The sequence below is a fragment of the Cryobacterium sp. 10I1 genome, from assembly GCF_035019805.1.
Taxonomy (GTDB): domain Bacteria; phylum Actinomycetota; class Actinomycetes; order Actinomycetales; family Microbacteriaceae; genus Cryobacterium; species Cryobacterium glucosi.
Genome location: NZ_JASJVF010000012.1, coordinates 1 through 22,536 on the forward strand (window position 1 = coordinate 1; position 22,536 = coordinate 22,536).

Consider the following 22,536-nt stretch of genomic DNA (forward strand, 5'->3'; position numbering starts at 1 on the left):
GGCCAGACCAGCCGGCCGCGGAAGCGGTCGTAGACGCCGCTCGATCCCTCCCGGCTCGACACCAGTCCGGCGAGGGTCAGCTCCTCATCGGAGTAGCCGCGACCACGGAGGTGTTTGGTCAGTTCGTCCCAGCTCTTCGGGGCGAAGCCGATCCCGAACCGGGTCGCCGCGTGGGCGTCGAAGCCGCGTTCGCCGAGGAATGTTCGGCCGACGGCGGCCCCTGCGCTGCCGAGCTGCTCGACGAAGAAGTCGGCGGCGGCCTGGTTGGCCGCGTAGAGCCGCGCGCGGTTGGTGTGGTCCGGCGCATCCGCCCCGCCGCCCTCGTAGTGCAGTTCGAGGCCGACCCGGCCAGCGAGTCGTTCCACGGCCTCGCTGAAGGTGACGTGGTCCATCTTCTGCAAAAAGGAGTAGACGTCGCCGCTCTCGCCGCAACCGAAGCAGTGGTAGAAACCGACCTGCGGGCGGACGTGGAAGCTCGGGCTGCGTTCGTCGTGGAAGGGGCACAACCCCTTCAGGGAGCCGACGCCGGCCGACTTGAGGCTGACGTAGTCGCCGACGATGTCGGCGATATTGGTTCGGGCCTTGACCTCTTCAATGTCGCTTTGTCGAATCAGGCCTGCCATAGCTGAATGTTATCCCGCCGCACGCCCGACTTCGGCACGGGCCGGGTTCTGCACAGGCTCAGTTCTGGATCAGGCGTTCGTACCACGCGAGCGCGGACTGGTCGGTGAGGCTCGCGACCTGGTCGACGACGACGCGCTTGCGGGCGGCATCGTCCGCGGCGGCGTGGAAGTCTTCCTTCGAGCCGGCGTCGAGGTGTTCGTCGCCGGTGGCGAGCAACCGGTCGGCGAGCAGCGTCAGGACCTGGCGCTGCTGCTGGTAGATCGGCTGCCGGGTGTTCTTCGACATCACGAAGGCAGCGACGACGCCCTTGAGCACGGCGATCTCGGCTGCGATATTCGGCGGCACCACGACGTGGGCGCCGAAGCGCGCGATGCGCTCGGCCGGGTAGGCCTGGCGGGTGGCATAGACGGCTGCTCCGGAGAAACGACCGATGAGCTGGCTCGTCAGGTTCTTGAGCCGACCCTGGTCACGCCGCCCTGCCGTCCAGCCGCGCAGCCAGGAGTCGAGGGCGCCGAGGCGGTCGTATGCCGCCGCGAGGTCGGCGTGGGAGACGGCGCCGCCGATCCAGGCGTGCATCGAGGAGACGAGCTCGGTGCTCGCGCGGCCGTTCAGGGCGGCGAGGTCGAGGTAGCCGTTGACGACGGCATCCTCGAAGTCGTGCACGGAGTAGGCGATGTCGTCGGAGAGGTCCATGACCTCGGCTTCGATGCACAGCATCCGGTCGGGGGCGTCGGTGCGCATCCACGCGAAAGCGGGCAGGTCGTCGGGGTAGTACCCGAATTTGGCGCGGCCGCTCGGGTCGGACACGGATTCGCCGGCGGGCCACGGGTACTTGCAGCTCGCGTCGAGGCTCGCGCGGGTGAGGTTGAGCCCGTAGCTGCGGCCGTCGGGGCCGAAGACCTTCGGTTCGAGCCGGGTGAGCAGGCGCAGCGTCTGGGCGTTGCCCTCGAACCCGCCGATGTCGAGGGACCAGGCGTTGAGCGCCTTCTCGCCGTTGTGGCCGAACGGAGGATGCCCGATGTCGTGCGCGAGGCAGGCAGTGTCGACGACGTCGGGGTCGAGGCCGAGGCGTTGGGCGAGCTCGCGTCCGATCTGCGCGACCTCGAGGGAGTGGGTGAGCCGGTTCCTGGCGAAATCGAGTCCGGCGGTCGGGCTCAGCACCTGGGTCTTTGCGGCGAGGCGGCGGAGGGCGCTCGAGTGCAGCAGCCGGGCGCGGTCGCGCGCGAAGTCGCTGCGGCGTGAGCTGTGTTCCTCCGGGAAGTAGCGTTCCTCGTCGAAGCTCGTGTACCCCGATCGGTTAGCCACCGCTGGTGTCCCCTTCGCCCTCGGTGAGCCGAGCGCGTTCGGAGCCGACGAGTTCCTGCGAGTCGAGCCAGTGCTCGGGCAGGCTGGTCTTCTTGGGGCTGCCTGCCCGGCCGCGGGGACCCTCCGCGCCGATGCCCGGGTACTCCTGGGTCGGGTCGAGGGTGCCGAGAAGGTCGTCGAGCTGGGCGAGGGAGACCACGGAGGCAAGGCTGGCCCGCAGTTCGCCGCCGACCGAGTAGCCCTTGAAGTACCAGGCCACGTGCTTGCGCACGTCGCGGCAGGCACGTTCCTCGCTGTCGAAGAATTCGGTGAGCAGTTCGGCATGCCGACGGAAGGTGTCTGCCACGACGCCGAGGTTCGGCTGGATGAGTGCGGCCCCGGCACCCTCTGCCGGACCGAAGGCCGCCGCGAGATCGCCGAACAGCCAGGGCCGGCCGAGGCAGCCTCGGCCGACGACGACGCCGTCGCAGCCGGTTTCCGCGACCATGCGAACCGCGTCCTGGGCCGACCAGATGTCGCCGTTGCCGAGCACGGGGACACTCGTGATGGCCTGCTTGAGGGTCGCGATCGCCGTCCAGTCCGCCTGCCCGGAATAGTAGTCGGACGCCGTGCGCGCGTGCAGTGCTATGGCGGAAACGCCGGCGCCTTCTGCTGCCCTCGCTGCCTCGAGGTAGGTGAGGTGGTCGGAGTCGATGCCCTTGCGCATCTTGATCGTGACCGGAACGGCGCCTGCCGCGTTCACCGCGGCCTCGACGATGCTCCGAAAGAGGCCGAGCTTCCAGGGCAGGGCGGCTCCGCCGCCCTTGCGCGTCACCTTGGGGACCGGGCAGCCGAAGTTGAGGTCGATGTGGTCTGCGCGGTCCTCGGAGACGAGCATCGTGACAGCTTCGCCGATGGTCTTCGGGTCGACCCCGTAGAGCTGGATGGAGCGGGTGGTCTCACTCTCGTGGTGGTCGATGAGGCGCATCGAGCCCGGGGTGCGCTCGACGAGCGCGCGCGAGGTGATCATTTCACTCACATAGAGCCCGGCGCCGAATTCCCGGCAGAGCCGGCGGAACGCGGTGTTGGTGATGCCGGCCATCGGTGCGAGGACGACGGGCACGTCGAGCGTGAGCGGGCCGATCCGCAGCGCGGGGACCGGCGACGGGTCCGTGCGCGAAGCGGTGAGTTCAGGAGTCATTGGTTCAATTCTCCCAGATGCGGGCGGCCCTGCTGACCCGTGGGAGCGACCCGCACCGATCGAGGCCTAGATTCCGCAGGAATCGCCCTCGCAGCTCCCGGCGCCGGACTGGCCGAGGAGCTGGATGAACGGGGTGACGCGCGGTGCCGGGGCCGCGGTGACGGGGACGGCGGGGACGACGCTGGCATCGGTCATCAACGGTCCTCCCCTGCTGCTGCGGTCGTTCCTGCGGCCTCGTTCTGGTCGGCCTGGGCCTGGCGGAGTGCGCCGGCGAAGGCCTCGGGGTCCTGGGCCCCGGAGATGCCGTACTTCCCGTCGATCACGAAGAACGGGACGCCCTGGATTCCGTAGGCATTTGCCTGGGCTACGTCCGCCTTCACGTCGGCGAGATAGTCGTGGGCGGTCAACGCGCGGACGACATCCGCTCGGTCGAGTCCGATTTCGGCGGCGAGGTCCGCGAGGTCTTCGATGCGACCGACGTGCCTTCCGTCGACGAAGTAGGCCTTGAGCAGGCGTTCCTTCATGTCGAGCTGGCGACCGTGGGCCTTGGCGTAGTGCAGCAGCTCGTGGGATATGACGGTGTTGGTCTGGTGCACCGAGTCGTAGTCGTAGTGCAGGCCGACGCTCTCAGCGATTCCAGTCACGCGGGCGAGCATCTCGGTGACCTGGGCGACGGGGATACCCTTGCGCTCGCTCAGGTAATCGATGGGACTGCCGGCGAAGTCGACCGGGGTATCGGGGGCCAGCTCGAAGCTGTGGTATTCGACCTCGACCGAGCCGTCGAAGAGGGCGGCCCCTGCCTCGAACTTGCGCTTTCCGATGTAGCACCAGGGGCACTGCACGTCGGACCAGATGTCGACCTTGATAGTTTCGCTCACACCCGGTCCAAGCCGCCGGTCCCCCGATCTATTCCCCCTGCCGCGTGAGTGGATCAAACGCTTGGGGTGTCGACCGCCCCGCCGTAGCGGCGGTTGCGGGCGGCGTAGAGCTCGATGGCATGCCACAGCTCCGCCCTGCCGAAGTCAGGCCAGAGGGTGTCGAGGAAGACCATCTCGGCGTATGCGCTCTGCCAGAGCAGGAAGTTGCTCGTGCGCTGCTCCCCCGAGCTCCGCACGAAAAGGTCGACGTCCGGGAGGTCTGCCGTGTAGAGCTGGCGCTGGATCGCCTTCTCGGTGATTCCGGAAGGCTTCAACCGGCCGGCGGCGACCTCCTCGGCCAGCGCGCGGACGGCATCCGTGATCTCGGTGCGCCCGCCGTAGTTGACGCACATCGTCAGGGTGAGTCCGGTGTTGCCCGCCGTGAGGCGCTCGGCGTACTGCAGTTCGTTGATGACGGATGCCCACAGGCGCGGCTTGCGGCCAGCCCAGCGCACGCGCACGCCCCAGTCGTTGAGCTGGTCGCGGCGCCGGTGCAGCACGTCCCTGTTGAAGCCCATCAGGAAGCGGACCTCGTCAGGGGAACGTTTCCAGTTCTCTGTCGAGAAGGCGTAGACACTCAGGTGCTTGACGCCGATCTGGATGGCGCCGGCGACGACGTCGAGGAGCGCGGCCTCGCCGGCCTTGTGGCCTTCGACCCGCGGGAGTCCGCGCGCGTTCGCCCAGCGGCCGTTGCCGTCCATGACGATCGCGACGTGCTCGGGAACGACCTTCGCCGGCAGCGCCGGCGGGTACTGGCCGGTCCATTCGAGCGGTCGGAAGGGCATGGCGTCCTTGTGCGTGAACGGCTTCGGGGTCATCGACTGACGTGCTCCAAGGATCGGAGGCCCCGGCCGAGGTGCCACTGCGTGTATGCGGCGACGACTCCGTTGGCCTGGTTCCTGGTCTGCTCTGGCATGGATTCGGCCTGGTCCCAGTCCCCGGCGAGCAGGGAGCCGAGGAGCAGGATGGTCGCCTTGTCCAGCCGGGGCGACCCGGGGGCCGCGCAGTCGTCGCAGACGATTCCGCCGACTTGCACGACGAGCGCGGAGTGATCGCCGAGTGCGCCGCAGCGCGCGCAGCCCTGGAAGCTCGGCGCCCAGCCGGCCATCGACAGGGCACGCAGCAGGTAGGAGTCGAGGGTGAGGCTCGCGCCGTGTTCCATCCGGGAGAGGGAGCGCAGGGCCCCGACCAGGAGCAGGTACTGCTGCAGGGACCCCTCGGCCTCCGTGAGCTTGTCTGCGGTCTCGACCATGGCGCTCGCCGCGGTGTAACTGGCGTAGTCGCCGGAGATCAGGGCGCCGTATGAGCCGATCGACTCGGCCTGGGTGACGATGTCGAGACTGCGGCCCTCGTAGAGCTGCACATCCGCCACCATGAACGGTTCGAGCCTGGCCCCGAATTTGGAGGCCGTGCGGCGGACGCCTTTGGCGACGGCACGGACCTTGCCGTGCTGGCGGGTGAGCATGGTGACGATCCGGTCGGCTTCACCCAGTTTGTGGGTGCGCAGCACGACGGCTTCATCACGGTAAACAGGCACGTCCTATTCTCCCACCCGAGCGGGCTTTGTGGGTCCGGTCCCGGCCGACGCGCCGGTCGAGCGGTTCCTGCCTCCACGCGCCTGTCGACGGTCAGGAAACCCCGCGGCGGATGGTTTCATTGGAGGGTGCCTCCCATCCTGTTCACGATCCCGCTCTGGATCGACCTGACGGCGGTCGCCATCGGCGCGATCCAGGGGGCCATGTTCGCCGGGCGATTCACCGATCGCCGCTTCGACCTGCTCGGCATTGCGATCATCGGTGTCACTGTCGGCCTCGGCGGCGGACTCCTGCGCGATATCCTGCTCGGCGGGGTGCCCGCTGCCCTGCAGAGCAACTGGTACCTGCCGATCGCAGGCGGATCCGCTCTCCTGGGCATGCTGTTGCAGAGCCTCTTCAACCGCCTCGGCCCGTTCATCATCGCGCTCGACGCTGTGACGATCGGCCTGTTCGCCGCTCTCGGGACGAGCAAGGCGCTCGCGCACGGCCTCCCGGAGATTCCGTCGCTGTTCGTGGGCGTGATCACGGCCGTCGGCGGCTCGGCGCTCCGGGACATGATGCTCAACGTTCCGATCGCCGTCATGCACGTCGGTTCGTTCTACGCCATGGCCGCCGGATTCGGTAGCGCGCTCCTCGTCGTGCTTTTCGAACTGCACGTGGACATCACCATCGCCGCGATCGCCTGCGTGATCGTGACCACGGTGATGCGGATCCTCGCGGCCCGGTACGGCTGGAGCCTGCCAGAACAGCGTGCGATCGGCAGCTGGCCGCGTTGGCGGCGTCGCGTGCGCCCCGCAACGCTCCGCCGCCGTCGCACCCACGACTGAATCCCCCGACCAGGTCCGGAGCTCGGAATTCCGCGGCACCGCAGCTGCAGGGCGGGAATGTGCGGGAGTTGGGCCCACCCAGACGGCGTGGGAGGGACGGAGAAATCGGCGGGATTCCCTCTCGCATTTGTGGGCCCGCGGGGAGACACTAGTGAGGAGTACTCACTTGTCTGGAGGATCCATGAATATGCTGAAGGGCAACTCGCCCGATCCGATGCCGGTGCCCAGCCTGATGCCGGTCCTGTCCCGCGGCAAACACCGCACGCCGCGCTCCGGTGCCTGCTTCATGGAGTTCGCGTCCTACCTCGCAGGCGAAGCGTGGAGTGACCATCCGGCGTGCACGCACCCCCTGGTCGCCTCCCTCGCCCGCATGGTCAACGACTGCACCTCGGACAGTTCCCGGGCCCGCCTGGTGCCCCTGATCCCGTCGGTCATCGGCCTCAAGGGCGACAACCCCCGGGTGCGGCTACTGATCGCGGTCAGGGCCGCGACCGCGGCGCTTCCCGTGAGCAGCTCGGATCACCAGCGTGCGCTTGCCGTCGGGATCCTGAATTGCGAGCGCCAGCTGGAGGGGCTCGATGGCGAGTTGCCCGAAGGACTCGAGGCCCGTATCCGCACCGCGTTCGACGCGGCGCCGGAGACCGAGCGGTGGGCGCGCGAGTTCATCTCCTCCATGGGGGCATGGTCGCGTACCAAGTTCACCGATCGCACGGCGGAGACGATCATCCGGGTCTCGGTTCAGGGTATTGCTGAGGCATGCACCCCGAATCCCGACGACCGCCTGTTCGAGTTGCTGTCCGGGGTGATCGACGATGCGACGCGTGTGCTTGTTTCGACGCAGCCGGCGCAGATGGCGACGTCGGTAGTCGAGCGACCGGCCGAGACACGTCCCGCAGGGGTGCGTGTTCACAGCTGAATCCGGAAAGAAACCAGCCCTTCGGATGTGCAGTTGAACGCAGTTAAGAAACCACAGCGATCGGGGCGATCCGCCGTTGGGCGGATCGCCCCGATTCGCATGCCCCGACTCACATCCCATGGATCCGTATCGTCAAGGGGCGCTATCGTCCAGGGGCGCTGAGAATCAGACCTGCCGGGCGGTTCGCGGATTGAGTTCACGGTATTCGCGGTAGACGAGAACGACGATTGCGGCATCGAGCGCGGTGATGACGGCCATGCCCACTGTGGGGCGGAGGACGAAGGCGTAGAGCTGGTAGCCGAGGAAGGCGATCAGGATCCCCAGCGCGTACGGATAGGCCCGGTGCCATTTGCGCAGGAGGCAGTAGACGAGAGCCACCTTCACGGCTCCGTGGGTGATGAGGAAGGCGATCAGGAAGCCGGCTCCCGTTGCGGCAAGCTCGGAATCCAGCCGGGCTACGTACTGCGCCAGGAAGCGCATGGCGGAGGAGTCGCCCTCCCCCGCCTCGCCCGCTACTCCCGCGAGCAGGGCGTGGACGAGGGCGGGTGACACCCACAACACGAGTCCGGCGGCGAGTTCGATCACGCCGTCGATGCCCTTGATGCCCACTCCGACGGAATAGAGGCGATCCGTGACCGTCCGAGAACGTCGGGACTCAGTGGGAGTCGAGGCCACCGGATACCTGCCTTCCCGCTGATCGAGCCGGTTCCTAGGCCGGAACACCCGCCAGGGCGAGGTCGCCTGCCACCGCACGGATGCCGCGGTTGACCGCGGAGACGACGGCCTTCAGCGAGGCGGTCGAGATATCGGCGTCGATGCCGACACCCCAGTAGCGCCGGCCGTTGACGTCGAGTTCGACGTAGGACGCAGCCAGGGCGTCTCCGCCGGCGGACATGGCGTGTTCGACGTAGTCGTAGAGCGTGATCGCGATGCCGCGCTCGGCCATGATTCCCAGGAACGCGGCGATCGGACCATTGCCGGCCCCCTCGACGCGCTCGACTCCGTCGTCGTCCCGGAGGTCGACCGTGAGGTCGACACGGCCGCCCAGATCGCTCGAGGTCCGCGTGGAGAACAGTTCGAACCGGCCCCACTTGTCGTCGGGCTGCCCACTGGAACTCGGCAGGTACTCGTCGTTGAAGATCTCCCAGATCTGCTCGCTCGTGACCTCGCCGCCCTCGGCATCCGTCTTGGACTGGACGACCCCGGAAAACTCGATCTGGAGCTTGCGGGGCAGGTCGAGGGAGTGGTCGGTCTTGAGCAGGTAAGCGACGCCGCCCTTGCCGGACTGCGAGTTGACCCGGATCACGGCTTCGTAGCTGCGACCGAGGTCCTTCGGGTCCACCGGCAGGTAGGGAACCGCCCACTGGAGTTCGTCGACGGATCGGCCCTGCGCCGCGGCATCCGCCGCCATGGCTTCAAAGCCCTTCTTGATGGCGTCCTGGTGCGACCCGCTGAAGGCGGTGAAGACGAGGTCTCCTGCCCAGGGACTGCGTTCGGGAACGGGCAGCTGGTTGCAGTATTCGGCGGTGCGCTTGACCTCGTCGATGTTGCCGAAGTCGATCTGCGGGTCGATGCCCTGGGTGAACAGGTTGATGCCGAGGGCGACGAGGTCGACGTTGCCGGTCCGTTCGCCGTTGCCGAAGAGGCAGCCTTCGATCCGGTCTGCGCCGGCGAGGTAGCCGAGCTCCGCCGCCGCGATCGCGGTGCCGCGGTCGTTGTGCGGGTGCAGGGAGATCAGGACGTTCTCACGCTGGTCGAGGTGCCGGGACATCCACTCGATCGAGTCGGCGTAGACGTTGGGACTGGCCATTTCGACGGTCGCAGGCAGGTTGATGATGACCTTCCGCTCCGGGGTCGGCTCGAGGACGGCGATGACCTGGTTGCAGACATCGACCGCGAATTCGAGTTCGGTGCCGGTGTAGCTCTCCGGGGAGTACTCGTAGTAGATCGTCGTGCCGGGGACGGTCGCTTCGAGAGCGCGGCAGGTGCGTGCGCCGAAGAGGGCGATGTCGATGATGCCCTGCTTGTCCTCGCGGAAGACGACCTCGCGCTGCAGCACGCTCGTGGAGTTGTAGAGGTGCACGATGGCCTGCTTGGCGCCGGCGATCGATTCGTAGGTGCGCCGGATCAGGTGTTCCCTCGCCTGGGTGAGCACCTGGATCGTGACGTCGTCCGGGATGGCATCCTCGTCGATGAGGCTGCGCACGAAATCGAAGTCGGTCTGGCTGGCCGACGGGAAGCCGACCTCGATCTCCTTGTAACCCATGCGCACGAGCATGTCGAACATGATGCGCTTGCGCTCAGGGCTCATCGGGTCGATCAGCGCCTGGTTGCCGTCACGCAGGTCGACGGCGCACCAGCGCGGTGCGACTTCGATGTGCTTCGAGGGCCAGGTGCGATCGGGCAGGTCGACCGCGAACTGCTCGTGGTACGGACGGTACTTGTGGATCGGCATCGTCGATGCGGACTGGTTGTTTCTCATGATCGTGATCTCCTCGCTGGGGTTGGGATAGCCAACAACAAACGCCGCGACGAGGGAGGCCTCAGATTAGGACTCGTCGCGGCAGCGAAGGAGGAGCTGACCGAACAACACAAGGGAATGCTAACACCGATTTCCGGCCGGCATCCTGAGAAGAGTCTGAAGCGGCGGTCGACGGATGCCGCGCTCCCGTCGCGGGCGCGGCATCCGTCGCAGGACCACCGGTCTCACCCGGCGGCGAGGGCCGCAATCGGCGCCAGTGACACCGCCCGACGAGCGGGCAGGATCGTCGCCCCGACGGTGAGCACGGCGGTACCGACCACGCAGAGGGTGACGAGGAGCCACGGAATCGACGGCGCCACCAGACCGGCATGGGTGACGGATCCGAACAGTGATTGTGCCGCCGCCCACCCGTATGCGACCCCGAGCACCAGGCCGAGGGTGACGGCCGCCACGGTCATCTGCACGCTTTCGGCGAGGATCATCGCGCGAACCTGCCTGCCGGTGAAACCGAGGGCCCTGAGCAGGCCGATCTCGCGAGAACGCTGCAGCACGCTCAGTGCCAGGTTGTTGATCATGCCGACTGCGGCGATCAGGGCGCTGAAGCCCACGAGCACTGAGATCACGGCGAGGCTGGTCGACACCGTCTCGGAGACGGCCGCACGCGTCACCGGGTCGTCCATCAGCGGCTGCATCATGGTTTCGAAGGTCGATCCCGCGACGGCGAACATGGTGATGAGCGTCACCCCGATGACCAGTCCGATAGTGGTGCGGGCACTGCGCTCCGGGTGTTGACTGGCGTTCGCGACAGCAAGCCGGGCCGGCGCGCTGCCGCCCAGGAACCGGCCGACCAGGCTCAACATGGGCGGCATGATCAGATGCGACCCGAGCACAAGGCCGGTGAACGAGAGCAGGCCGCCGGCAAGTCCCAGCAGCACGCCGTACTCCGTGACCTGCCCGGCCCAGACTCCCCCGGCGAGAAACAGTACGCCCGTGGCCATCAGCACGATCGCGAAGGCATTGCGGCCCGGGCGCCGAGCCGACTCTTCGAGCGTGCGCTCCTGTGCTGCACCGACAGCCTGCATCGGGCTCACGGTGAGGACCCGGCGAGACCCGACCCACGCTGCGCACCAGGTGGACAACACGACGATGACGACGGGCAAGGCGAGCAAGGGCTCGAGGAGACGGTAGCCGAGATCCGGGATCAGCCCGGCGCCGAAGGCAAGCCGGACACCGGCGAAACTCAGCAGGATGCCGGCGGCGGCGCCCAGCACGGCTCCGGCGAGCCCCACCTTCAGCCCGTCGAGGGCCACGGCGCGGCGCTGGTCACCCGCGCTCGACCCGATCAGGTGCATGAGCGCGATCGTGCGGGTCCGACCGGCGATGACGGTGGCCACCGTGTTGGTGGTCACGATCGCACTCACGTACACCGCAATCGTGATGAACAGGAATGCGACGATCGAGAGGGCTGCACGGACCGCTGCAATGCGGGACACGTCATTGCCACTCACGACGGTGGCGAGCACGCTCGTCGTTTCCAGGAGCAGCACCCCGAAGGCCGATGCGAGCGCCGCCACGACCAGGCTCGCACCACGGCCGGCGTGCCCGGTGGCGCTGGCGGTTTCGCTGCCGCTCATGCGCACTGCTCCATGCCGAGCATGATGCCGGAGATCTCTTCGGCGGTGGACCGTTCCCGGTCTTCGACGACCCTGCCGTCCGCGAGGAAGAGGATGCGATCGGCGAAGCTGGCCGCGATGGGGTCGTGGGTGACCATGGCGATGCTCTGGCCGTAGCCGGTGCTCGCCGCCTTGAGCAGGGTGAGCACTTCGCGCCCGCTCCGGGAGTCGAGGTTCCCGGTCGGCTCGTCGGCGAAGACCAGCTCGGGCCTGGTGGCCAGGGCCCGCGCGATGGCCACTCGCTGTTGCTGGCCACCGGACAGCTCGTGCGGACGGTGCCTGAGCCGGTCGCCGAGGCCGAGGGAGTCGGTGAGCTGATCGATCCAGTCCTTCTCCGCCGCATCCGGCCGCCGCCCGTCGAGCGCGAACGGCAGGGTGATGTTCCCCCGCACGTCCAGCGTCGGGACGAGGTTGAACGACTGGAAGATGAAGCCGATCCGGCGGCGGCGCAGGACCGTCAGTTCCGAGTCGCCCAGGCCGGTGATCTCGGTATCACCGAGCCAAACCCGACCGGAGCCTGCCTCGTCCAGTCCCGCCATGATGTGCATCAGGGTGGACTTGCCCGAGCCGCTCGGTCCCATGATCGCCGTGAACTGGCCACGACGGATGCCGATGGACACGTCGTCGAGCGCCGTTACCGAGGTGGTGGCTGATCCATAGGTTTTACAGAGGTTGGTGACTCTGGCCGCGAGGCCGAGTTCTGCAGATGTGATTTCCATGCTTCAACGCTAGGAATCGCTCCCCCCTCACCGCATCGGGCAGCAGAGGTATCCCGGATGCCGAGGGGATGACTACCGGCCGGACCGGGTCATCCGCTCGTTACTCCGTGAGGCCGTGCTGGAAGGCATACACGACGAGCTGAACCCGGTCGCGGAGGATGAGCTTGGAGAGGATACGGCTGATGTGCGTCTTGACGGTGGCCTCGCTGAGGAATTCACGCGCCGCGATCTCCGCGTTGCTGAGGCCCAGGGCAGCAAGGGCGAAGATGTCGCGTTCGCGGCTGGTCAGTGTGCCGAAGGCCTCGGGTTCCACCGGCTGCGCGGGGGCCGGCGCGTCGAAGTGGGCGAAGAGTTCGCGGGTCGCCGATGCTGCGATGACGGCGTTGCCCGCGTGCACGGTACGGATTGCGGCCAGCAGGAACTCGGGATCCGCATCCTTGAGCAGGAAGCCGCTCGCCCCGCCCCGGATAGCCCTGCTCGCGCTTTCGTCGAGTTCGAAGGTCGTGAGGACGACGATGCGCGGCGGCATCACGCCGGCAGCCTCGGCCGCGGCCAGAATGGCGACGGTCGCGTCGATCCCGTCCATCACGGGCATCCGGATGTCCATCAGGATCACGTCCGGACTGACTGCGGCCGCCATGGTGACGCCAGCGGCGCCGCTGCCCGCCTCGCCGACGAACTCGAGGTCGGCCTGCGAAGATACCAGCATCCGGATCCCGGCACGGAAGAGCGCCTGGTCGTCGACCAGGGCGACACGGATGCGCGGGGCGTCCGCCGCCGCGACCTCGCTCATGCACGCACGTCCGTGGCCTGGACCGGACGCACGACGGGCCCCGCCATGATGGCCGGCAGGTGTGCCGCGACGCGGAAGTACCCTTCGTCGGGCTCTGCGGTCAGCGAACCGCCGGCGAGGAGCGCCCGTTCCCGCATGCCGGGCAGGCCGTGGCCGATCTCCACCGCGTGCGTCTCCCCGACGCCGGCCACCCCTGGGGCCACGGTGGACGGCGCGATCCGGAGGGCATTGTTGATCGTCACCGCGACCCAGTCGGTGGTCCAGTCGAGTCGGAGAGCCACGGTCCGGCTGGTGTCACCGTGCCGGAGTGCGTTGGTGAGCGCCTCCTGCACGATCCGGTAGACGGCGAGCTGGGCGCCGGAGCCGAGCGTGGCCGGCGTGCCGGTCGTCGTCCAGTGGATGTCGAGTCCCGTGCCGCGCATCTGCTCGACGAGGCGGTCGAGGTCGGCGAGCACGGGTTGCGGTCCGCTGACCACGTCCTGCCGCAGCCGGGCGAGCAGGATCCGGACATCTCCGAGGGCCTCCCGTGCGGTTGTGGAAATGGTGATGAGCGCCTCGTCGACGGCGTCCGGGTTCTTCGCCCTCGAGTAGCGGGCGCCGTCGGCCTGGGCGATCACCACGGCAAGCGAGTGTGCGACGACGTCGTGCATGTCCCTGGCGATGCGGTTGCGCTCCTGTTCGACGACCACGGCACGCTGGGCCTGGCGCTGCTCCTCCTCGGCGCGGTACTGGGTGAATCTGCTGTCCCTTGCGGCCTGCCGGGAGCGCTTCAGCAGACCCAGGGTCCAGGAGAGGCCGAGAACGGCCAGGCTGACAAAGGTCAGCATCGCCGTCGACCAGACCAGGGCGCCGATGTCCCCCTGCGCGAGCACTGTTCCGAGGTGTCCCACGCCGCGTTGTGCGACCGCGAGGTAGACCCCGGCCACCAGCGCGCCGACGGCGACCGAGATCAGGCCGGCCCTGCGCGTGGCCGGTCCGGCATAGGCCGCCGTGACGTAGAGCACGGCCAGGACGGCCACGTCACCGCCGAGCACCGGCTCGCCCGCGAGCATCTGTCCGGTCGCGGCCAGCCAGGCGAGGGTGAGGGCCAGGGCCGGCGAGAACCGGCGCACCGCGAGCGCCGCAGCGAACCCGACCAGGACGAGGACGGTCGCGGGGCTGCCCGAGTCGACCAGGAGAAGGAGCAGGAAAAAGAGGCCGGCGATGACGATGTCGAGGGCGAGCGAACGACGGGGAATCACACGGATCCAGCGGTACCGTGCGACACGCGTGGACACTCCCGGCTCGACCATCCTCCCAGCCTACGACCCCGTGCCGGACCGCCAGGGGGCGCCGCAGGAACGTCATCCCTGAGTGAACCGGAAATCCTCCGAGCGATGTAGTCCCGGCAGGTCAGGTCAGGTCAGGTCAGGTCAGGCTCCTGGCGAAAGCAAGGGCTTCCCGCACGGAGAGAGCCGGCAGATACGCGCGTGCAAGTGCGAGCCCGATCGCAGGAAGGGCGACCGGGTCGGGGTAGGCCATGAAGAGCGGGTGGAATTCGGGCTGGAACTTCCGTTTGAAGGCGAGGAGCGAACGGAACCCGTAGACGGGCTCCAGGCTGCGCCCGAGGAAGTCGATGAACCGGGAGGCGAGGCTCGACGCCCGGTTGTCTCCGTCGCCCGCGCCGGTCTGGGCGAGCGGGGCCGCGGAGAGGCTCAGGAATTCGATTTCCGGCTGTTCGCTCATCTGCCGGGCGGTCTGCGCGATCAGGAATTCCATCACACCGTTCATGCTGTCCGGGCGCCGCCGCATGAAGTCGAGCGTCCAGCCGATCACCTTCCCGTCCCGGTAGCTCGGGAGCCAGCTCGTCACCGCGTGCACGACCTGGCCTTCGTCGATCGCCAGCATGAGCCGGACCGCCGGGTCACGGAGCTCGTCGAGTCCGCCGAGGGTGAAGCCCAGTTCGGGGAGTTCCTTCTCCTGCACCCAGAGCTCGGAAATCTCGGAGATCTGCACGTTCTCGAGCACGGGAAGCGCGCGGTACGTCGTCCATTCCGCGCGCACTCCGGCACGTTCCGCCCGGTTGATCGACGAGCGGATGTCCTGCCACTTCTTCCCGGTTGTGTCCCAGGTCCGGGGCCTCAGGATCGTCTCTTCGCCGATCCCCATGGTCTGCCAGCCCATCCGGGCGAAGGTCGCCTGCCAGCTGCCGTGCAGGCTGTAGAAGACCGGGACCCAGCCGTGGTCGTCGCACATGATGGCGAAGTCGGCGATCGCCCGCGCGGCGTCTTCGACGGGTCCGACCGGCTCCGTCGTGGTGATGGCGACGCCGGCCTCCACGCGATACGCGATCGCGGTCGATCCGGAAGCGTTGAACCACAGTGAGTTCCCCTCCCACGTGGTCATGTATGCGAGGGAGCCTCCACCGCCCCTGCTGAGGATGGCCCGCAGCCGGGCCGCGTCGTCGCTCCGGCCGCCGGCGACGGTGCTGCGCATGCACTGGATCGCCCCGATGATGACGATCGCCCAGAACACCGGTCCGACCCACTGGTAGAGCAAGGTCGACGCCCAGTCGGTCGGCAGGAAGGAGAGTCGTTCGAGTCGGAGGAATCCGACGGGAATGAACCGCTCCGGCACGTCGCTGACGAGGTCCACGAGGTTCACGGCGGGGGTGAACCGGTCGCTGAGCGCGAGTCCCCCGATGACGTACACGGCCGCGAGGCCGAAGAAGGAGACCACGGTCGTCACGAAGAAGCGGCGGAGCCTGCCCGGCCTGCTGCGCACGGGGAAGCGACGCAGGTTCACGATGATCAGCACGGCAGTTGCAAGCGGAACCAGCACCGACACGACGAGCACGACGGCGACCTCCCAGTACTGGAAGGAGCGCCAGTGCCAGACGTACGGCTGGCCGGAGATCGGCAGGAGGCCGTAGTACCAGGCGCCGAGAACGGCCATGCCGGTGTTCACGACGATCGCGAGCCAGGCCGCGAATCGTCTGCCCCGCAGGACTCCGAAGGCGGCGACAAGAAGGGTGAGGAGCGGCAGCAGCGAGACGAGCACCGGCCCCACGCCGGCGACCCTCTCGAGGGTTAGTTCGTGCACGCACTGCCGGGTGATATCGCCCAGGAGGCACCGGTCCACGACATCGGTGACGGAGGGCACGCCCTGGGTGAGCAGGAGTCCGAGCGGAGCGAGGAGGCCGAAGCGCGTTCCGGAGAAGATCGTGATGACCGGGCCGACGGCGAGGATGCCGAGCACGGACGCGAGGAGTGTCCGCGTCTCGCGGTGCGAACTGCGGCGCCAGGTCAGGTCGATCCGCCGGGGCCGGAAGACGGCCCCGAGCGCGAGACCGGCGAGGGCCCCGAGAAGGCGGTACACGTCTGAGGGCTGGCCGGAGTAGAGCACGAGCACGAGGGCAACCATCAGGGTGAATACGCGAATGCGTCGCCGCCAGAGCGGCCCTGCGAAGCTGCTCGCCGCCATGATCGTGCCGAAGATCGGCGTGAACGGGTCGAGCGCCCAGAGTTCGCTGACGCCCCGTGACCACATCTCTCCGCTCGCGACACCCGCGTCCTGGAGCAGGAGACCGATCCCGGTGCCGAGGATGGCCGTCGACAGGAAGGCGATGACCGTTCGGCCACTGCCGAGGAGATGCTCGGCATAGCCGAGGACCACGAGGGTCGCGAGGATCGCGAGCAGGAGTTCCGCGAGATTGTCCACGAGGAACACGCTCGTGATCGGCGACCACCAGTGCCCGCCGTCGATGACCGACTCGTATCCGGTCCCGAACCAGAGCCGGATCCACCGCGACGGCCCCTGGACGATGCCCGTCGAGAGTGCGAGGACGAGCAGGATGAGCGCGTAGCCGAGGGACACCGGCTGTGTCCTGAGCCGTCGCCAGACGACCCGGATGGTCACGGCGAGACCGGCTCCGGCCCGGGAGAGCCACCCGGTTTCGGCTGTTCCGCCGGCACCGTGGGAGCCTTCGGTGGACGTCGACATGGCGTTCACGGGGTCACCGCGAGTCCGGTGCGGGCCGCGATCAGCGGCAAAGCGGTCGTCCAGGCGAACTGCACGGTGTGCCAGTCGTGCGCGGTCCCTGGCGAGACGATCAGGTCCGTGCCTGCGCCGGCCGCGGTCGCCGCGGCGTCGAGGGTGTTCGCCCAGGCCAGGAAACGCGTGTCACCTGCCCCGACGGCGAAGATGATGTGCAGGTTGGAATAGGGGGCGTGCGCAGCGAGGATCGCGGCCGGCGCGGCGGCCGCGTAAGCGGTGGCACTGCCGGCGAACGCGGTCTGGATCGTGTGGGCGGCATCCCCGTTCCTGGGCACGAGCTCGCCTGAGATGTCGAGAATGGTGCCGAAGAGCTCCGGGTGCGCGGCGCCGAGCTGGATGGAACAGGTGCCGCCCTGGGAGAACCCCGCAATGGTCCACCCGGCGGGGCTTGCGGCGACCGAGAAGGTGGACCGGATCCAGGCGGGCACGTCGACAGTGAGGTAACTGGCACTGTTGCCGAGCACGGAGTCGACGCACATGGGGTTGCGGTCCGCTGCCCCCAACTGGTCAGGGACGACGACGATGGGCGTCTGGCCGGCGTGGGCGGCGGCGTACGTGTCGAGGATCGCGTCGAGTTTCCCTGCGGTGAAGACGTCTGCCGGTGTTCCCGGCTGGCCGGAGAGCATCACGACGACGGGGAGCACGGGAGGATGTGCCGTGCGGGCGGCGGCCGGCAGGTACACGATGGCCGGGCGGGCGTCGAAGCCGGATACGGTTGCCGGAATCGTGACGGTGCCGATGCTGCCCGCGGTCTCCCCCACGCTGCTCGCCGTTGCGGCGGTCGCGCCCACGTCGAGTGCTCCGTAGAGCGGAACTCCGAGTGCCGCGCGCACCGTGGTGTACTGCCCGAAGTCGGCGTTGATGCCGGCCGCGGCGGCGAGGAGGCAGAGCGGAATCAGGGCGATCGCGACGCCCCGCCGCCAGCCACGGCCGGTCAGGCTGTTGATCGCGAGACCGATCCCGGCGAAGACGGCCACGACCCAGCCGCGGGTCACCATCGACAGCGACACACCGAACAGGTCCCAGACATCGCTCGTCAGCCAGGCGAGCACCCAGCCGAAGAGCGCCCCTGCTGAGAGACTCGCGGCGACACGGAAGAAGACGATTCCGCTGTACCGGCGGACGAGCACGAGGAGGACGGCGAGTCCGGCAAGAACGTAGAGGACCACGACGACGGGCCCAGCAACGATGCTGGTGTCAAGCAATGCGGCCATTTCGGTTTCCTCCCTCCCTACCCTCACACTCCGAGGGATGGCCTTCCCGCCAAATCGCGGGTTCTGAGCAATAGCTCAGGGAAGGATGCTGGCAGGCCTGCCCGTCCCCAGCAAAGGTTCAGGGCGACGAACCCCTAGAACCCGAGGCGACCGAGCTGCTTCGGGTCGCGCTGCCATTCCTTGGCGACCTTGACCCGGAGGGACAGGAAGACCCGCTTGCCGACGAGGGGTTCGATCTGCTTGCGCGCCCGCACCCCGACGTCCTTGAGCCGGCTGCCTGACTTGCCGATGATGATGCCTTTCTGGCTGTCCCGCTCGACGAAGAGGTTGGCGTAGACCTCGACGAGTTCCTGGTCGTCGCGTTCGATGATGTCGTCGATCGTCACGGCGATGGAGTGCGGCAGTTCGTCGGTGACGCCCTCGAGCGCCGCCTCACGGATGTACTCGGAGATGCGCGATTCGAGGCTTTCGTCCGTGACGGCATCCGCGGGGTAGAGCGGGGCGTCGGAGAGCGGCAGGAGGCGCAGGAGCTCGGCGGCGAGGATGTCGAGCTGGATGCGGCTCGTCGACGAGATCGGGACGATCGCTTCCCAGTCCCGGAGTGCGGACACCGCGAGCAGCTGGTTCGCGACGCTCGTCTTCGAGGAGAGGTCGATCTTGGTCACGATCGCGACCTTGCGGGCGCGCGGGAAGTTGTCGAGCTGCTCGTTGATGAAGCGGTCCCCCGGGCCGATCGGCTCGTTGGCGGGGATGCACAGGCCCACCACGTCGACACCGGCGAGGGTGGACTGGACGAGGCTGTTGAGTCGCTCGCCGAGCAGGGTCCGCGGCTTGTGGATGCCCGGCGTGTCGACGAGGATCAGCTGGCCGTCCTTCTGGTGCACGATCCCGCGGATGGCCCGCCGGGTCGTCTGCGGCTTCGACGAGGTGATGGCGACCTTCTCACCGACCAGGGCATTGGTGAGGGTCGACTTGCCGACGTTGGGTCGGCCGACGAACGACACGAACCCCGCCCGGAATTCATTTTCTGTGGTCATGGCCGTTTACTCCCTCATCGTCCGTCACTCCGAGGAATGCGGTCTGCACTTCGATCAGCGCTTCGTCTCGTTGGACCAGCACTGTGCTGATCCGTTTGCGGCGGCCCTCGGTGCGTTCCGCGGTGAGGACCAGCCCGCTCGTTCGTGCGACCGACCCGGCAACGGGCAGTCGTCCGAGGGCCTTGGCCAGCAGTCCGCCGACCGAATCGACCTCGTCGTCGTCGAGTTCGAGGTCGAACAGTTCGCCGAGTTCATCGACCGGGAGCCGGGCGCTGACCCGGAACCGGCCGTGGCCGAGGTCTTCGACCTCGACGACATCACGGTCGTACTCGTCGGAAATGTCGCCGACGAGTTCTTCGATCAGGTCTTCAAGCGTGACCAGGCCCGCTATGCCACCATACTCGTCGACGACCATCGCGAGGTGGTTAGACTCGAGCTGCATCTGCCGGAGGAGCTCGTCGGCCTTCTTCGACTCGGGGACGAACACGGCGGGCCGGGCGAGGTCGCCGACGGTGAGGCTCTCGATGTTCGGCGGTCGCTCGTAGACGAGCCGGGCGACGTCGCGGAGGTACACGATGCCCGTGACATCGTCGACTTCGCCGTCGATGACGGGCACTCGGGAGAAGCCCTTGCTCAGGAAGAGGCCCATCGCCTCGCCGAGGGAGGCATCGACCTCCATCGTCACCATGTCGGTGCGCGGGATCATGACCTCGCGGACGACGGTGTCGTTGAACTCGAAGATCGAGTGGATGAGTTCCCGGTCGTCCTCCTCGAGGACGTCGAGCTCGGTGGCCTCGTCGACCATGCTGAGCAGCTGGTCTTCCGAGGTGAAGGTCGCGAGCCGGGTGCGCCCCGGGGTGACCCGGTTGCCGAGGGCGACGAGGGCGTTCGCGATCGGCCCGAGCAGTACGCGCAGGAAGTGCACGAGCGGCGCGGTCCCGGCCAGCAACCCGTCCGGGTGCGCCCTGCCGACGCTGCGCGGACTCGCGCCCACGAGAACGAACGACACGGCCGTCATCAGGGCCGCGGACAGCACGAGGGCGAGCCAGAGCTGCTCGATCGTGGTGGCGAAGACGAGGGTCACGAGCACCGCGGAGGTCGTCTCTGCGATGATCCGCATGAAGCTGATCGCATTGAGGTGGGCGCCGGTGTCTGCGGAGATCGCGCGGAGGGACCGTTTCGCCCGGTGGGTCTCGGCGAGCTCGGCGATGTCGACGCGGGAGAGGGCGAGGATGGCGGAATCGACGGCGGCCATCAGGCCGCCGAAGGCGACCAGGACGATGGCCGCCACGAGAAACCACCCGATGCTCATCGCGCGCGGCGGCGTTCCTGCATGGCGAAGCCGATCAGGATGTCGCGCTGGATCCCGAACATTTCCTTCTCCTCGTCGGGCTCCGCGTGGTCGAAGCCGAGAAGGTGCAGGATCCCGTGCGCGGTCAGCAAGAGGAGCTCGTCAAGGGTCGAGTGCCCGGCCGTCTCGGCCTGGCCCTGGGCGACCTGCGGGCAGAGCACGATGTCACCGAGGAGGCCGGCCGGTGTTTCGGCGTCTTCTGTGCCCGGCCTGAGTTCGTCCATCGGGAAACTCAGGACATCGGTGGGCCCCGGTTCATCCATCCACTGCACGTGCAACTGCTCCATCGCGCCCTCGTCGACGAGGAGGATCGCGAGATCGGCGTCGGCGTGCACGTGCATGGTGTCGAGGGCGAAGGCCGCGAGGCGCTGGAGCGCGACCTCGTCGACCGGGATGTCGGATTCGTTGTTGATTTCAATGCTCATGAGGGTCTCCGTTTCGGAAAGCGGTCGCGGATGCCGCCGGGTCGTTCTGGGCCGCGCTTGACGAACTCGTGGGCCTGTTCGCTTTCGATGCGCTGCGCCTGCCTGAGTGCGTCGTATTCGGTCCACGCGTCGACGATCCTGCCGACGAGGGAATGGCGTACGACATCCGCGCTCGTCAGGCGCACGAAGCGGATGTCGTCGACCGTGTCGAGCACCCGGGTCACCAGGCGCAGCCCGCTCGTGCCTGCGGGCAGGTCGATCTGGGTGACGTCGCCGGTGACGACCATCTTCGACCCGAAGCCGAGCCGGGTGAGGAACATCTTCATCTGTTCCGGCGTGGTGTTCTGCGCCTCGTCGAGGACGACGAAGGAGTTGTTCAGGGTGCGGCCGCGCATGTAGGCGAGCGGGGCGACCTCGATCGTGCCGGCCGCGAGCAGTTTCGGCAGGAGTTCCGGCTCCATCATCTCGCCGAGCGCGTCGTAGAGCGGACGCAGGTAGGGGTCGATCTTGTCGGTCAGGGTGCCGGGCAGGAAGCCGAGGCGTTCCCCCGCTTCGACGGCCGGACGGGTGAGGATGATCCGGTCGACCTCCTTGCGCTGCAGGGCCTGGACAGCCTTCGCCATCGCGAGGTAGGTCTTGCCGGTTCCGGCGGGGCCGATCCCGAAAACGATCGTGTCGGTGTCGATGGCATCGACGTATTCCTTCTGGCCGATCGTCTTCGCGCGGATGCTCTTGCCCCGTGAGGTGAGGATCGGCGGCCCGAGGCGAACGGAGGGGCTCGAGGTGCTGTCCTCGCCGAGCATGCGGGCGCTCGACTCGACCTCGGCCGGCGCGAGGTCACGGCCCTCGCGGATCATCACGAGCAATTCTTCGATCAGACGGCGGGCGGCGGCGACCTGGCTCGGCTCACCGGAGAGCGTCATCTCGTTGCCGCGGACGTGCACGCTGACCGCGGGGTGTTCCTTCTCGATCGCGCCGAGCAGCCGGTCCTGCGCGCCGAGGAGGCGCACCATGGCGACCCCGTCGATGAGGATCCGGGTCTCGACCGTCGTTTCGGACGGGAGCGCACCGGAGGGCAGGGACGGCACGGACTTCTCTGACGGCTCAGACAGCTCAGACGGAACCAAGTGTTCCCTCCCCGAGCGAGCCGGTCGCCCCGTCCTCCGACGGTTTCAGGGCGAGCACGTGGGCGTGGACGTGGAACACGGTTTGTCCGGCGGCGGCGCCGGTATTGAAGACGAGGCGGAACTGGCCGTCGGAAAGCTCGGTGGCGACCCGCCCGGCGACGGCGACGAGCTCGGCAAGGAGTCCGGGGTCGCCGGCGGCGAGTTCGACGACGTTGCGGTACGCCTCCGTCTTGGTCGTGACGACGATGTGCACGGGGGCCTGCGGGTTGATGTCGACGAATGCGATGATGCGTTCGGTCTCGGCGACGATGGTCGCGGGGATGTCGCGCGCGACGATGCGGCTGAAGACGGAGGGTTCTGCGCCGGTTTCTGACAT

The 22,536-nt window shown here is 68.0% G+C and carries 22 protein-coding genes; 2 read left to right on the forward strand and 20 right to left on the reverse strand.

Annotation, left to right across the window (positions count from 1 at the left end; all coding sequences use genetic code 11):
• The 7 genes from QN345_RS02505 to recO all read right to left on the reverse strand — a co-directional run.
• Positions 1–623: DNA primase (locus tag QN345_RS02505; RefSeq protein ID WP_323508434.1), on the reverse strand; the 623-nt coding region annotated here is incomplete at its 3' end.
• A gap of 58 nt (positions 624–681) precedes the next feature.
• Complete coding sequence (locus tag QN345_RS02510; protein WP_241975263.1) at positions 682–1,929, reverse strand: deoxyguanosinetriphosphate triphosphohydrolase; 1,248 nt, start codon at positions 1,927–1,929, stop codon at positions 682–684.
• Positions 1,922–3,109: a tRNA dihydrouridine synthase DusB gene (dusB, locus tag QN345_RS02515; protein WP_134558464.1), complete on the reverse strand. Its 1,188-nt coding sequence runs from the start codon at positions 3,107–3,109 to the stop codon at positions 1,922–1,924. The genes QN345_RS02510 and dusB overlap by 8 nt, the downstream gene beginning before the upstream one ends.
• 66 nt (positions 3,110–3,175) lie before the next feature.
• Positions 3,176–3,304: a hypothetical protein gene (locus QN345_RS02520; RefSeq protein ID WP_277612969.1), complete on the reverse strand. Its 129-nt coding sequence runs from the start codon at positions 3,302–3,304 to the stop codon at positions 3,176–3,178.
• Positions 3,304–3,987, reverse strand: a complete 684-nt coding sequence (locus tag QN345_RS02525) for a DsbA family oxidoreductase (protein WP_134446039.1) — start codon at positions 3,985–3,987, stop codon at positions 3,304–3,306. Before QN345_RS02525 ends, QN345_RS02520 begins: the two co-directional genes overlap by 1 nt.
• A 53-nt stretch (positions 3,988–4,040) precedes the next feature.
• The gene (locus QN345_RS02530; protein ID WP_322135903.1) at positions 4,041–4,844 is read right to left on the reverse strand and encodes an isoprenyl transferase; all 804 of its coding nucleotides are present in this window, start codon (positions 4,842–4,844) and stop codon (positions 4,041–4,043) included.
• Complete coding sequence (recO, locus tag QN345_RS02535) at positions 4,841–5,563, reverse strand: DNA repair protein RecO (protein WP_134446041.1); 723 nt, start codon at positions 5,561–5,563, stop codon at positions 4,841–4,843. Before recO ends, QN345_RS02530 begins: the two co-directional genes overlap by 4 nt.
• 126 nt (positions 5,564–5,689) lie before the next feature.
• On the opposite strand from recO, the gene QN345_RS02540 reads away from it, so the two are divergent.
• Complete coding sequence (locus QN345_RS02540) at positions 5,690–6,388, forward strand: trimeric intracellular cation channel family protein (protein ID WP_134446042.1); 699 nt, start codon at positions 5,690–5,692, stop codon at positions 6,386–6,388.
• A 187-nt stretch (positions 6,389–6,575) separates the two neighbouring features.
• Positions 6,576–7,304 carry a hypothetical protein gene (locus tag QN345_RS02545; protein WP_198418310.1) on the forward strand — a complete coding sequence of 243 codons (729 nt, stop codon included), beginning with the start codon at positions 6,576–6,578 and terminating at the stop codon, positions 7,302–7,304.
• Between the two features lie 165 nt (positions 7,305–7,469).
• Here the strand turns inward: QN345_RS02545 and QN345_RS02550 are convergent, their stop codons facing one another.
• The 13 genes from QN345_RS02550 to QN345_RS02610 all read right to left on the reverse strand — a co-directional run bounded on the left by QN345_RS02550 (position 7,470) and on the right by QN345_RS02610 (position 22,536).
• Entirely contained in the window at positions 7,470–7,913 is a 444-nt protein-coding gene (locus QN345_RS02550) for a DUF2127 domain-containing protein (RefSeq protein ID WP_166791039.1), read from the reverse strand.
• A gap of 100 nt (positions 7,914–8,013) precedes the next feature.
• Positions 8,014–9,786 (reverse strand): 2-isopropylmalate synthase, encoded by a 1,773-nt coding sequence (leuA, locus tag QN345_RS02555; RefSeq protein ID WP_134446044.1) that lies wholly within the window; start codon positions 9,784–9,786, stop codon positions 8,014–8,016.
• 224 nt (positions 9,787–10,010) lie between these two features.
• Entirely contained in the window at positions 10,011–11,420 is a 1,410-nt protein-coding gene (locus QN345_RS02560; RefSeq protein WP_322135906.1) for an ABC transporter permease, read from the reverse strand.
• Positions 11,417–12,178 (reverse strand): ABC transporter ATP-binding protein, encoded by a 762-nt coding sequence (locus QN345_RS02565; RefSeq protein ID WP_134446046.1) that lies wholly within the window; start codon positions 12,176–12,178, stop codon positions 11,417–11,419. The genes QN345_RS02560 and QN345_RS02565 overlap by 4 nt, the downstream gene beginning before the upstream one ends.
• A 100-nt stretch (positions 12,179–12,278) precedes the next feature.
• Positions 12,279–12,971 carry a response regulator gene (locus QN345_RS02570; protein WP_134446047.1) on the reverse strand — a complete coding sequence of 231 codons (693 nt, stop codon included), beginning with the start codon at positions 12,969–12,971 and terminating at the stop codon, positions 12,279–12,281.
• On the reverse strand, positions 12,968–14,263 hold the full coding sequence (locus QN345_RS02575) for a sensor histidine kinase (protein ID WP_322135907.1): 1,296 nt from the start codon (positions 14,261–14,263) through the stop codon (positions 12,968–12,970). The genes QN345_RS02570 and QN345_RS02575 overlap by 4 nt, the downstream gene beginning before the upstream one ends.
• A 115-nt stretch (positions 14,264–14,378) precedes the next feature.
• Complete coding sequence (locus tag QN345_RS02580) at positions 14,379–16,952, reverse strand: bifunctional lysylphosphatidylglycerol flippase/synthetase MprF (protein ID WP_134446049.1); 2,574 nt, start codon at positions 16,950–16,952, stop codon at positions 14,379–14,381.
• Between the two features lie 5 nt (positions 16,953–16,957).
• Positions 16,958–18,220: an alpha/beta hydrolase gene (locus QN345_RS02585; protein ID WP_134446050.1), complete on the reverse strand. Its 1,263-nt coding sequence runs from the start codon at positions 18,218–18,220 to the stop codon at positions 16,958–16,960.
• Between the two features lie 134 nt (positions 18,221–18,354).
• On the reverse strand, positions 18,355–19,257 hold the full coding sequence (era, locus tag QN345_RS02590) for a GTPase Era (RefSeq protein ID WP_134446051.1): 903 nt from the start codon (positions 19,255–19,257) through the stop codon (positions 18,355–18,357).
• The gene (locus QN345_RS02595) at positions 19,241–20,569 is read right to left on the reverse strand and encodes a hemolysin family protein (RefSeq protein WP_322135909.1); all 1,329 of its coding nucleotides are present in this window, start codon (positions 20,567–20,569) and stop codon (positions 19,241–19,243) included. Before QN345_RS02595 ends, era begins: the two co-directional genes overlap by 17 nt.
• Positions 20,566–21,033, reverse strand: a complete 468-nt coding sequence (ybeY, locus tag QN345_RS02600; protein ID WP_134446053.1) for an rRNA maturation RNase YbeY — start codon at positions 21,031–21,033, stop codon at positions 20,566–20,568. Before ybeY ends, QN345_RS02595 begins: the two co-directional genes overlap by 4 nt.
• On the reverse strand, positions 21,030–22,046 hold the full coding sequence (locus tag QN345_RS02605) for a PhoH family protein (protein WP_134446126.1): 1,017 nt from the start codon (positions 22,044–22,046) through the stop codon (positions 21,030–21,032). Before QN345_RS02605 ends, ybeY begins: the two co-directional genes overlap by 4 nt.
• A 100-nt stretch (positions 22,047–22,146) precedes the next feature.
• A complete protein-coding gene (locus QN345_RS02610) occupies positions 22,147–22,536 on the reverse strand; it encodes an HIT domain-containing protein (RefSeq protein WP_134558466.1) in 390 nt (129 codons plus the stop codon).

Bases quoted from the DNA above. Each gene is read 5' to 3' on its own strand.
- dusB (WP_134558464.1), bottom strand. From the start codon at position 3,109: ATGACTCCTGAACTCACCGCTTCGCGCACGGACCCGTCGCCGGTCCCC.
- QN345_RS02520 (WP_277612969.1), bottom strand. From the start codon at position 3,304: ATGACCGATGCCAGCGTCGTCCCCGCCGTCCCCGTCACCGCGGCCCCG.
- QN345_RS02530 (WP_322135903.1), bottom strand. From the start codon at position 4,844: ATGACCCCGAAGCCGTTCACGCACAAGGACGCCATGCCCTTCCGACCG.
- QN345_RS02545 (WP_198418310.1), top strand. From the start codon at position 6,576: ATGCTGAAGGGCAACTCGCCCGATCCGATGCCGGTGCCCAGCCTGATG.
- leuA (WP_134446044.1), bottom strand. From the start codon at position 9,786: ATGAGAAACAACCAGTCCGCATCGACGATGCCGATCCACAAGTACCGT.
- QN345_RS02560 (WP_322135906.1), bottom strand. From the start codon at position 11,420: ATGAGCGGCAGCGAAACCGCCAGCGCCACCGGGCACGCCGGCCGTGGT.
- QN345_RS02565 (WP_134446046.1), bottom strand. From the start codon at position 12,178: ATGGAAATCACATCTGCAGAACTCGGCCTCGCGGCCAGAGTCACCAAC.
- QN345_RS02570 (WP_134446047.1), bottom strand. From the start codon at position 12,971: ATGAGCGAGGTCGCGGCGGCGGACGCCCCGCGCATCCGTGTCGCCCTG.
- QN345_RS02575 (WP_322135907.1), bottom strand. From the start codon at position 14,263: ATGGTCGAGCCGGGAGTGTCCACGCGTGTCGCACGGTACCGCTGGATC.
- QN345_RS02580 (WP_134446049.1), bottom strand. From the start codon at position 16,952: ATGTCGACGTCCACCGAAGGCTCCCACGGTGCCGGCGGAACAGCCGAA.
- QN345_RS02585 (WP_134446050.1), bottom strand. From the start codon at position 18,220: ATGGCCGCATTGCTTGACACCAGCATCGTTGCTGGGCCCGTCGTCGTG.
- era (WP_134446051.1), bottom strand. From the start codon at position 19,257: ATGACCACAGAAAATGAATTCCGGGCGGGGTTCGTGTCGTTCGTCGGC.
- QN345_RS02595 (WP_322135909.1), bottom strand. From the start codon at position 20,569: ATGAGCATCGGGTGGTTTCTCGTGGCGGCCATCGTCCTGGTCGCCTTC.
- ybeY (WP_134446053.1), bottom strand. From the start codon at position 21,033: ATGAGCATTGAAATCAACAACGAATCCGACATCCCGGTCGACGAGGTC.
- QN345_RS02605 (WP_134446126.1), bottom strand. From the start codon at position 22,046: ATGGTGCGCCTCCTCGGCGCGCAGGACCGGCTGCTCGGCGCGATCGAG.
- QN345_RS02610 (WP_134558466.1), bottom strand. From the start codon at position 22,536: ATGTCAGAAACCGGCGCAGAACCCTCCGTCTTCAGCCGCATCGTCGCG.